Source organism: Coprococcus sp. BIOML-A2, from assembly GCF_009875795.1.
Taxonomy (GTDB): Bacteria; Bacillota; Clostridia; order Lachnospirales; family Lachnospiraceae; genus Coprococcus; species Coprococcus aceti.
The window spans coordinates 20,879-32,475 of sequence record NZ_WWSI01000008.1 but is presented as its reverse complement, the minus strand read 5'-3'; the positions used below and the strand labels follow the sequence as shown (position 1 = coordinate 32,475).

The 11,597-nt window shown below is 42.3% G+C and carries 9 protein-coding genes; 8 read left to right on the top strand and 1 reads right to left on the bottom strand.

Going from position 1 to position 11,597, the window contains the following annotated elements:
* Positions 1-14: 14 nt before the first annotated feature.
* The 6 genes from rpoC (at position 15) to tuf (ending at position 9,209) form a co-directional block, all read left to right on the top strand.
* Complete coding sequence (rpoC, locus tag GT575_RS13660) at positions 15-3,737, top strand: DNA-directed RNA polymerase subunit beta' (RefSeq protein ID WP_015534192.1); 3,723 nt, start codon at positions 15-17, stop codon at positions 3,735-3,737.
* 179 nt (positions 3,738-3,916) lie between these two features.
* Positions 3,917-4,459, top strand: a complete 543-nt coding sequence (locus tag GT575_RS13655) for a hypothetical protein (protein ID WP_015534191.1) — start codon at positions 3,917-3,919, stop codon at positions 4,457-4,459.
* 93 nt (positions 4,460-4,552) lie between these two features.
* Positions 4,553-4,972, top strand: a complete 420-nt coding sequence (gene rpsL, locus GT575_RS13650) for a 30S ribosomal protein S12 (RefSeq protein WP_004850608.1) — start codon at positions 4,553-4,555, stop codon at positions 4,970-4,972.
* 166 nt (positions 4,973-5,138) lie between these two features.
* Positions 5,139-5,609, top strand: a complete 471-nt coding sequence (gene rpsG, locus GT575_RS13645; RefSeq protein WP_004850607.1) for a 30S ribosomal protein S7 — start codon at positions 5,139-5,141, stop codon at positions 5,607-5,609.
* A gap of 92 nt (positions 5,610-5,701) precedes the next feature.
* Positions 5,702-7,819, top strand: coding sequence for an elongation factor G (fusA, locus tag GT575_RS13640; protein ID WP_071849530.1), 2,118 nt, complete (start codon positions 5,702-5,704; stop codon positions 7,817-7,819).
* Between the two features lie 202 nt (positions 7,820-8,021).
* Positions 8,022-9,209, top strand: coding sequence for an elongation factor Tu (gene tuf / locus GT575_RS13635; RefSeq protein WP_004850603.1), 1,188 nt, complete (start codon positions 8,022-8,024; stop codon positions 9,207-9,209).
* A gap of 257 nt (positions 9,210-9,466) precedes the next feature.
* Here tuf and GT575_RS13630 read toward each other — a convergent pair whose 3' ends face one another.
* Complete coding sequence (locus tag GT575_RS13630) at positions 9,467-9,949, bottom strand: helix-turn-helix domain-containing protein (protein WP_008790928.1); 483 nt, start codon at positions 9,947-9,949, stop codon at positions 9,467-9,469.
* A 232-nt stretch (positions 9,950-10,181) separates the two neighbouring features.
* Here GT575_RS13630 and GT575_RS13625 point away from each other — a divergent pair, with 232 nt between their 5' ends.
* Together GT575_RS13625 and GT575_RS13620 are read left to right on the top strand one after the other, a co-directional pair.
* Positions 10,182-10,376, top strand: a complete 195-nt coding sequence (locus tag GT575_RS13625; RefSeq protein ID WP_008373537.1) for a hypothetical protein — start codon at positions 10,182-10,184, stop codon at positions 10,374-10,376.
* Positions 10,377-10,387: 11 nt separating this feature from the next.
* Positions 10,388-11,479 carry a site-specific integrase gene (locus GT575_RS13620; protein ID WP_004850597.1) on the top strand — a complete coding sequence of 364 codons (1,092 nt, stop codon included), beginning with the start codon at positions 10,388-10,390 and terminating at the stop codon, positions 11,477-11,479.
* The last annotated feature ends 118 nt before the right edge of the window (positions 11,480-11,597 follow it).

Here is an 11,597-nt window from a genome sequence, read left to right as displayed (position 1 = left end):
AGGAGCTTTGTAAGATGCCAGAATACAATGTAGACAATGCAGAACAGGAAAAGTCATTGAACTTTGACGCAATAAAAATCGGACTTGCATCTCCTGAAAAGATAAGAGAATGGTCACATGGTGAGGTAAAGCGCCCTGAGACTATCAACTATAGAACACTTAAGCCTGAGAAGGACGGTCTGTTCTGTGAGAGAATATTTGGACCACAGAAGGACTGGGAGTGTAATTGTGGTAAGTACAAGAAGATCAGATTCAAGGGAATCGTGTGTGATAAGTGTGGAGTTGAGGTAACAAAGTCCAACGTTCGTAGAGAGCGTATGGGACATATTGAGCTCGCTGCTCCTGTATCACATATATGGTACTTCAAGGGAATCCCTAGCCGTATGGGACTGATCCTTGATATATCACCAAGAGTGCTTGAGAAGGTACTGTACTTCTCGTCATATATAGTAACAGATCCAAAGGATACTCCGCTTGCTTACAAGCAGATCCTCAATGAGCAGGAGTTCAGAGAGGCAGAGAAGGAGTATGGTTACGGTTCATTCGTTGCAGAGATGGGCGCAGAGGCTATACAGAAGCTTCTCAAGGCAATAGACCTTGATGCCGAGAGCGCAGAGCTTAAGAAAGAGCTTGAGACATGCAGCGGCCAGAAGCGTACAAGGATCATCAAGAGACTTGAGGTAATGGAGGCATTCAGAACATCAGAGAACAGACCTGAGTGGATGATCATGAATGTAATACCTGTTATCCCACCAGATATCAGACCTATGGTACAGCTTGAAGGTGGAAGATTTGCAACATCAGACCTCAACGATCTGTACAGAAGAATCATCAACAGAAATAATCGTCTCCGCAGACTCCTTGATCTCGGTGCTCCTGAGATCATCGTGAGAAATGAGAAGAGAATGCTTCAGGAGGCAGTTGATGCACTTATAGATAACGGTAGACGTGGACGTGCGGTAACAGGCCCTGGTAACAGAGCACTGAAGTCACTTTCAGAGATGCTGAAAGGTAAGCAGGGACGTTTCCGTCAGAACCTTCTTGGTAAGCGAGTTGACTACTCGGGACGTTCAGTTATCGTAGTTGGACCAGAGCTTAAGATTTACCAGTGCGGTCTCCCTAAGGAGATGGCTATCGAGCTGTTCAAGCCATTTGTTATGAAGGAGCTTACAGCTACAGGTAAGGCAAACAATATCAAGCAGGCAAAGAAGATGGTAGAGAAGCTTGAGCCACAGGTTTGGGACATTCTTGAGGATGTCATCAAGGAGCATCCGGTTATGCTTAACCGTGCCCCTACACTTCACAGACTTGGAATCCAGGCATTTGAGCCAGTGCTTGTAGGCGGTAAGGCTATAAAGCTTCACCCACTCGTATGTACAGCCTTCAATGCCGATTTCGATGGAGATCAGATGGCTGTCCATCTTCCACTTACAGTAGAGGCACAGGCTGAGTGTAGATTCCTTCTGCTTTCACCTAACAACCTGCTGAAGCCATCAGATGGTGCGCCTGTTGCCGTTCCTTCACAGGATATGGTACTTGGTATCTACTATCTGACAATGGAAAAGGAAGGCGAGATCGGAGAGGGAAGATATTTTAAGTCCAAGAATGAGGCAATACTTGCATATGAGAATGGTGGAATTACACTTCACACCAAGATCCATGTAAGAAGAACCGGTGAGTTCGAGGGCGAGGAAGTTACAGGTGTTATCGATACAACACTTGGAAAGCTTCTCTTCAATGAGATCATTCCACAGGATCTCGGATATGTAGACAGAACTGTTCGTGAGAACGCTCTGAAGCTTGAGATAGATTTCCATGTAGGAAAGAAGCAGCTCAAGCCAATCCTTGACAAGTGTATCAATACACACGGTGCAACAAAGACTGCAGAGGTTCTTGATGATGTCAAGGCAATAGGATATAAGTATTCAACAAGAAGCGCTATATCAGTATCTATTTCAGATATGAAGGTGCCTGATGAGAAGAAGGATATCCTTGAGGATGCACAGAAGCTCGTTGACCAAATCACCAAGAAGTTCAGACGTGGTCTTGTATCAGACGAGGAGAGATATCAGGCAGTAGTTAAGATCTGGGAGAAGGCAGATAAGCATCTGCAGGATCTCCTGTTCGCAGGTCTTGATAAATATAACAATATATTCATGATGGCTGATTCTGGAGCCCGTGGTTCTAATCAGCAGATCAAGCAGCTTGCAGGTATGCGAGGACTGATGGCAGATACAACAGGTAAGACCATTGAGCTCCCAATCAAGTCTAACTTCCGAGAGGGACTTGACGTTCTGGAGTATTTCATTTCAGCGCATGGTGCTCGTAAGGGTCTGTCAGATACAGCTCTTCGTACAGCCGATTCAGGATACCTGACAAGACGACTTGTAGATGTATCACAGGATCTTATAATCAGAGAGCCTGATTGTAGTATAGGAAGAGATTCAATTCCGGGTATGGTCATTGAGGCCTTCAGAGAGGGCAAGGAAATGATCGAGGAGTTTCAGGAGAGAATCACAGGACGTTACCTTGCAGAGTCTGTATATGATGCAGAGGGCAACATGCTTGTCAAGATAAATCATATGGTAACTCCTAAGAGAGCTGAGCTCATTGTTAAGAAGGGTGTCGATGCCAACGGCGTTCCATTCACCGTTAAGGATGACGATGGAAACGAAGTTGTAAGATCAGATGCAAAGCTTAAGATCAGAACAGTCCTCACATGTAAGTCACACCTCGGTGTGTGTGCAAAGTGCTACGGTGCGAACATGGCAACAGGAATGCCTGTACAGGTTGGTGAGTCAGTTGGAATTATCGCTGCACAGTCAATCGGTGAGCCTGGTACACAGCTTACAATGAGAACATTCCATACAGGTGGTGTTGCCGGTGGCGATATCACACAGGGTCTTCCAAGAGTTGAGGAGCTTTTCGAGGCCAGAAAGCCAAAGGGACTTGCGATCATTGCAGAGTTTGGCGGAAAGGTACAGCTCCGTGACAACAAGAAGAAGAGAGAGGTTGTCATAACAAACGATGAGACAGGTGAGTCAAAGGCATATCTTATTCCTTATGGTTCACGTATCAGAGTTCTTGATGATCAGGTACTTGAGGCTGGTGATGAGCTTACAGAGGGATCAGTTAATCCACATGATATCCTTAAGATAAAGGGTGTTCGTGCAGTTCAGGATTACATGCTCCGTGAGGTTCAGAAGGTTTACAGACTTCAGGGTGTTGATATCAATGATAAGCACATTGAGATCATCGTAAGACAGATGCTTAAGAAGATCATAATTGATGAGCCGGGAGATTCAGATTATCTTCCAGGAACACAGGCAGATCTGCTTGAGTTTGAAGATACAAATGAGAAGCTTATCGCAGAGGGCAAGGAGCCTGCAACTGGAACACAGATAATGCTTGGTATAACAAAGGCATCACTTGCAACTGATTCATTTATGTCGGCTGCATCATTCCAGGAGACAACAAAGGTTCTTACAGATGCTGCGATCAAGAGTAAGGTTGATCCACTTATCGGACTTAAGGAAAACGTTATCATCGGAAAGCTTATACCTGCTGGTACAGGAATGAAGAGATATCGTTCAGTAAAGCTTGACACTGATATGGAAGAGCTTAACTTCTTTGATGAAGATGAGGATACAGATGATTACGAAGAGTTAGAGAATGTAAATTCAGAGGAGATCGTATTTGAGACCCTCGATACAGCCGGAGATGCTGACGAAGAGTAATCACTCATTTGCTTGGATGTATATAAAAAAGTAGTGGCTGCGAAGCTGCTCGACATGAAGGATATAAGGGGAATCCGGGATATGTCAATTTCTCATAAAGGTATTCAGATATACCTGTGAGAAATAGGATATGCCGGATTTCTTTTTGGAAATATTTAGTAAGAAAGAAATGGAATAATATGGCTGCTGTAAAGAAAATCAATAAAGAAGGTATATTAGAAGCGGCGTATAACCTTGCCAGAAGAGAAGGAATTGCCGCAATAACAGCAAGAAAACTGGCAAAAGAGATTTCCTGTTCAACACAACCAATATATGAGAATTTTGTTGATATGGGAGCTGTTATAGAGATTACAACAGAGCGTATAAATGAGGTTTACGGTTCCCTGAAGACAAGTCTGTGTAAGAAAGAGAATGCGGATTATGTCAGCCAGACCACTATTGTCTGTGAGTTTGCAGACAGTGAGAGGGTGTTGTTCAGACAGCTCGTTGCAGACAATGACTCGGGACATGGACTGTTTAAGGATACCAGGACAGAGAAGATGTTAGTTGAGACACTTCACTGTGATGAGATTGTTGCAGATCAGATAAATGAGGAAATGCACAAATATATAATGGGACAGGCGTTTCTTGTAAATGAAGGTTATACAGAATTTGATCAAGCCAGACTGGCAATGGAAACAGAGAGAGTCTTTGAGTTCGTTAAGAAAATATTTGTCAAATAAATGCTTGACAGAGAAAATACTCGACTATATAATGATAAAGCATGCGTAAAAACATGCTTTATCATTTTTAATTTATATACAGGAGGTGAAAACATGCCAACATTTAACCAGTTAGTTAGAAAAGGAAGACAGACAGTAGAGAAGAAGTCAACTGCACCAGCTCTTCAGAGAAGTTTCAACTCACTCAAGAAGAAGCCAGTAGAGACAAGCTCACCACAGAAGAGAGGAGTTTGTACAGCAGTTAAGACAGCTACTCCTAAGAAGCCTAACTCAGCTCTTAGAAAGATCGCCAGAGTACGTCTTTCAAACGGAATCGAAGTAACAAGTTATATCCCAGGTGAGGGTCACAACCTTCAGGAGCATAGCGTTGTACTTATCCGTGGTGGAAGAGTAAAGGACTTACCTGGTACAAGATACCATATCATCAGAGGTACTCTTGATACAGCAGGTGTAGCAAAGAGACGTCAGGCTCGTTCAAAGTATGGTGCAAAGCGTCCTAAGGATGCAAAATAAAACATGCTAGAACACAATTCTAATTTGTGCTGGTAAGGTCATGTTTTTATATAGATAATAATTCAGATAGAAACAATTAAGACAGATAACAGCACGAACACATTCCATAATTATATAGAGAATGTGAGTACCGAAGATTTAATAAATAATTAAGGAGGGAAGAACCGTGCCACGTAAAGGACATATCGCAAAGAGAGACGTATTAGCGGATCCAATTTACAACAATAAGGTCGTTACAAAGCTTATCAACAACATTATGTTAGATGGTAAGAAGGGTGTAGCACAGAAGATCGTCTACGGTGCATTTGATCGTATCGCAGAAGAGACTGGTAAGCCTGCATTAGAGGTATTCGAAGAGGCTATGAACAACATCATGCCACTCCTCGAGGTTAAGGCTAGACGTATCGGTGGTGCAACATACCAGGTACCTATCGATGTAAGACCTGACAGAAGACAGGCTCTCGGACTTCGTTGGTTAACAGCTTTCTCACGTGCAAGAAGTGAGAAGACTATGGAAGAGAGACTTGCGAAGGAGATCATGGATGCAGCTAACAACACAGGTGCATCTGTAAAGAGAAAAGAAGACATGCACAAGATGGCAGAGGCAAACAAGGCATTCGCTCACTACAGATTCTAGTTATCTGTGTGAGCATGCATTTGCATGCATGCTTATGTGTATATGGGACACAATAGATGTGTTACGAAAATTAGCAAAAGGAGGACAATCCGTTGGCTGGAAGAGAATATCCATTGGACAGAACAAGAAACATTGGTATTATGGCTCATATCGATGCAGGTAAGACAACTCTTACAGAGCGTATCTTATACTATACTGGTGTTAACTATAAGATTGGTGATACTCATGACGGTACAGCTACCATGGACTGGATGGAGCAGGAGCAGGAGAGAGGTATAACAATTACTTCAGCTGCTACAACATGTCACTGGACACTTGAGGATCATCACAAACCAAAGGCTGGCGCGTTAGAGCACAGAATCAACATCATCGATACTCCGGGACACGTTGACTTCACTGTTGAGGTTGAGCGTTCACTTCGTGTACTTGACGGAGCTGTAGGTGTATTCGATGCTAAGGCTGGTGTAGAGCCTCAGTCAGAGAACGTATGGCGTCAGGCTGACACATACAATGTACCTCGTATGGCATTCATCAACAAGATGGATAAAATGGGTGCAGACTTTTTCTACTCAGTTCAGACAATCATTGATCGTCTGGGCAAGAATGCAATTCCAGTACAGATCCCTATCGGAAAAGAGTCAGACTTCATCGGTCTGATCGATCTGTTCGAGATGGAAGCATACTACTACAAAGATGATAAGGGCGAGGACATCGAGATCACAACTATCCCTGATGACCTTAAAGAGCTTGCAGACAAGTGGCATGAGAACCTTGTCGAGAAGATCTGCGAGTTAGATGACGACTTAATGATGATGTACCTTGAGGGCGAGGAGCCATCAATCGATGAGATGAAGAAGGTTCTTCGTAGAGCAACTATCGCATGTGAGGCAGTTCCTGTATTCCTTGGTTCAGCTTACAAGAACAAGGGTGTTCAGAAGATGCTTGACGGTGTTATCGAGTACATGCCAGCACCAACAGATATCCCTGATATCACAGGCGTTGATCCAGACGGTAACGAGGTTGTTCGTCATTCATCAGATGATGAGCCATTCTCAGCTCTTGCATTCAAGATCATGACAGATCCATTCGTTGGAAAGCTTGCATTCTTCAGAGTTTACTCAGGTACACTGAACTCAGGTTCATATGTACTGAATGCAACAAAGGATAAGAAGGAGCGTGTAGGACGTATCGTACAGATGCATGCCAACGCTCGTAAAGAGATTGATAAGGTTTACTCAGGAGATATCGCAGCTGCTGTAGGTTTCAAGCTTACAACTACAGGTGACACAATCTGTGATGAGCAGCATCCAGTTATCCTTGAGTCAATGGAATTCCCAGAGCCAGTTATTGAGCTTGCTATCGAGCCTAAGACCAAGAATGATCAGGGTAAGATGGGTGAGGCACTCGCAAAGCTTGCTGAGGAGGATCCTACATTCAAGGCTCATACAGACAAAGAGACAGGACAGACAATCATTGCCGGAATGGGTGAGCTTCACCTTGAGGTTATCGTTGATCGTCTTCTCCGTGAGTTCAAGGTTGAGGCAAACGTTGGTGCACCTCAGGTTGCTTACAAGGAGACATTCACAAAGCCAGTTGATATCGACAGCAAGTATGCTAAGCAGTCAGGTGGTCGTGGACAGTACGGTCATTGTAAGGTTAAGTTCGAGCCTATGGATCCTAACGGTGAGGAGACATTCAAGTTCGAGTCAACAGTTGTCGGTGGTGCTATTCCTAAGGAGTACATCCCAGCAGTTGGAGAGGGTATCGAAGAGGCAGCTAAGGCTGGTATCCTTGGCGGCTACCCAGTACTTGGTGTTTATGCTAACGTATACGATGGATCATACCATGAGGTCGATTCATCAGAGATGGCATTCCACATCGCTGGTTCTATGGCATTCAAGGAGGCTATGGCTAAGGCTGACCCAGTTCTTCTTGAGCCTATCATGAAGGTTGAGGTTACAATGCCTGAGGAGTACCTCGGTGATGTAATCGGAAGCTTAAATGCTAAGAGAGGCCAGATCGAGGGTATGGATGATATCGGCGGTGGTAAGATCGTCAGAGCATTCGTTCCACTTGCAGAGATGTTCGGATACTCAACAGAGCTTCGTTCATCAACACAGGGTCGTGGTAACTACTCAATGTTCTTTGAGAAGTACGCTCAGTGTCCAAAGAGCATTCAGGAGAAGGTTATCGCAGAGCATTCTAAGTAAGATATTTGACGAAAGACATTTTCCTGGTCTTTCAGGTCATATAAATAAAAAATTATATATGCTGGCAGGTTAAAGATTACATATCGTTAGCCTGCTGGTATAAAGAGATAAAAAATGGTTGAAAATCTCTAGTATTTTCTATATAATGATTTTTAGCCGAGTAACCCGCGTGGGGTATAATTTTTAAGGAGGATTTTATATCATGGCAAAGGAAAAGTTTAATAGAAGTAAGCCACATTGTAACATCGGTACAATCGGACACGTAGATCACGGTAAGACTACTCTTACAGCTGCTATCACAAAGGTTCTTTCAGAGAGAGTTGCTGGTAACACAGCTACAGATTTCGAGAACATTGATAAGGCTCCAGAGGAGAGAGAAAGAGGTATCACTATCTCTACAGCTCACGTTGAGTACGAGACAGAGAAGAGACATTACGCACACGTTGACTGTCCAGGACATGCTGATTACGTTAAGAACATGATCACTGGTGCAGCTCAGATGGATGGTGCTATCCTTGTTGTTGCTGCTACTGATGGTGTTATGGCTCAGACAAAGGAGCATATCCTTCTTTCACGTCAGGTTGGTGTTCCTTACATCGTTGTATTCCTTAACAAGTGTGATATGGTAGACGATGAGGAGCTTATCGAGCTCGTTGAGATGGAAGTTACAGAGCAGCTTGAGGAGTACGGATTCAATGATTGTCCTATCGTTAAGGGTTCAGCTCTTAAGGCTCTTGAGGATCCAATGGGACCTTGGGGAGACAAGATCATGGAGCTTATGGATACAATTGATTCATATATTCCAGATCCACAGAGAGATACAGATAAGCCATTCATCATGCCTGTAGAGGACGTATTCACAATCACAGGTCGTGGTACAGTTGCTACTGGTAGAGTAGAGGCTGGTGTAATTCACCTCAATGATGAAGTTGAGATCGTTGGTATCAAGCCAGAGATCCAGAAGACAACAGTAACAGGTATCGAGATGTTCAGAAAGCTCCTTGACGAAGGTCAGGCTGGTGATAACATCGGTGCCCTTCTTCGTGGTATCAAGAGAGAGGATATCGTAAGAGGACAGGTTCTTTGTAAGCCAGGTTCAATTACATGTCATACAAAGTTCACAGCACAGGTTTACGTTCTGACAAAGGACGAGGGTGGTCGTCATACACCATTCTTCAACAACTATCGTCCACAGTTCTACTTCAGAACAACAGACGTTACAGGTGTATGTAACCTTCCAGCTGGTACAGAGATGTGCATGCCTGGTGATAACGTAGAGATGACAATCGAGCTCATCCACCCAATCGCTATGAGCCAGGGTCTTACATTCGCTATCCGTGAGGGTGGACGTACTGTAGGATCAGGACGTGTTGCTACAATCATCGAGTAATCACTGACTAATATATATTGAGTACCGCAAGGTACATTGTGTCCAAACGTAAGATACCCCGGAACCGTAAGGTTTCCGGGGTTTTTCTGTACTCTAAGAAAAGAATTATTCGTAAATTTATCAGGTTAGTAATAGTGAAACATTTATCAGCAAGATGAAATACAGATAAATTTATAATTAAAAAATAAGACCAGCGGTGCCAAAACGGTGCCAAAAAGAAACTCCTGCGAATGTTTGCTATTCACAGGAGTATTTTTTTACCAGCCTTTGATCTGTTTGATTTGTTCAGCACGTTCTGGATCACGATGATATTGTAATTTCAGACGGATAGTTTCCACAACTTCCTGTCTGGATTCATCATCAAGCTGATAGAACGATGTAAGCAGATTATCTACATCAGGCATACTGTTCTTACCGAAAAGGTACATCAGCGGATACATAGAATTTTTTAAGTAAGTCTTTACACGACTTGCGTCTAATGCTCCGTTCAAACCGTCTGGAAGTGTAGGATAAATCTCTTCTTCCTTAATTGTGCCAGAAAATGGACTGGCAGAACATATCTCATTCACATCAATTTGCAATTCATTCGCAAGTCTTAATGCAAAATCAAATCGAATATTGGAATCTTTTTGAATAATTGAATATAAGGTTGTAGCACTGATTCCGGTTGCCTTTGCAATTTTGCGGACATTTGTGCCTTTTTCATCAAGATATTTCTTTAAATTTTTACCGTCACCCATAGAATCCTCCTTTTTCATATATTAGAAAATTACGAAAAACATAAATCTATAAAATATCATAACACAGACGTGGAATAAAATAAAGAAAAAATAGTGTACGAAGTTCGTAAAAATGTGTTTACGAAATATTGACAACGATAGAAATACATGATATTATCAATTTACGAAAATCGTACAGATATAGAAATACAGTAAACGTATTCTATATCTGGAGAGGAAAGGAGGAGGCAATATGGCAAGTTACAATTATATGATGAGTGCTGATGAAGTGGCACAGGAATTAAACTGCTCAAAATCTCATGCCTATAAACTGGTGAAAGCTATGAATAAAGAATTATCTGCACAGGGATATATTACGATGGCTGGAAGAATACCAAAGGCGTTTTGGGCAAAAAAGATGTATGGCTATGAAATAGCAGAAAATTAGGGAGGATCAATATGGCTTACAGAGAAAAAGACACAAAAAAATGGACAGCCCAGTGGTTTGAGACAAATGTCATGGGTGAGAAGAAAAAACGCAGAAAGCGTGGATTTGAAACAAAGCGAGAAGCATTGGAGTTTGAACGAAGCAAAAAGTTGAGCAATGAGCGAAGTATGGATATGAAGCTGAGCGATTTTATTGAGATTTATTTTTCAGACAAACAAAATGATCTGAAAGATCGAACAATCAAAAATAAAAGATATATGATGCAACAGCATATCGTTCCATACTTCGGAAATCAGATGATGAGTGAAATCAAGGCTTCACAGATTATTCAGTGGCAGAATGAAATTCAGAAAAAAGGCTATTCAGATTCTTATCTGAGAATGATTCAGAATCAGTTGACCAGTCTGTTTACACATGCAGCTAAAATCTATGACTTGCCGGTTAATCCATGCAAGAAAGTGAAACGAATGGGAAATTCAGATTCAAGAAGTTTGAACTTCTGGACACTGGACGAGTACAAACAGTTTATACAGACAATGGAGCCGGGAACAAGATATTATCTTATGTTTGAGATGCTGTTCTGGACTGGATGCAGGATCGGGGAGCTGCTTGCGATTACAAAAGCTGATATCAATTTTGAAAAGAATCAGCTTAGTATCAATAAGACTTATTACCGGACAGGAATGCAGGATATTATCACAGAACCGAAAACAAAACAGTCCTTTCGGACAATCGAAATTCCGGAATTTCTGAAAGAGGAAATTAAGGAATTTGTAGATGGTCATTACGGAATGCCGGATACAGAAAGATTATTTCCGGTTGTTCAGGAAGCGGTACAGCATAAGATGAAACGGCAGATTGAGCTGGCAGGAGTGAAGAAAATTCGAGTGCATGATATCAGGCACAGCCATGTGGCTTATCTTATTGAGAAAGGTGTGGAACCGTTATTGATTCGGGACAGATTAGGTCATAAAGATATTCGTATCACATTGAACACTTATGGACATCTTTATCCAAATCAGCAGAGAAAGATTGCAAATCTTCTGGATAATGAAAATGGAAATGCTGTTACCGGATTGGGAGAAGAAAGAGATGAATGTTGAAAAGGCAAAAGAAAAAGCCCAGATAAATAATCTGAGCAAGTTCTCTGATAATCAGATTCACTGATATACCATCTTGGCAGATTCAGTATATCACGAATCGGGAAATACGACAATTCCC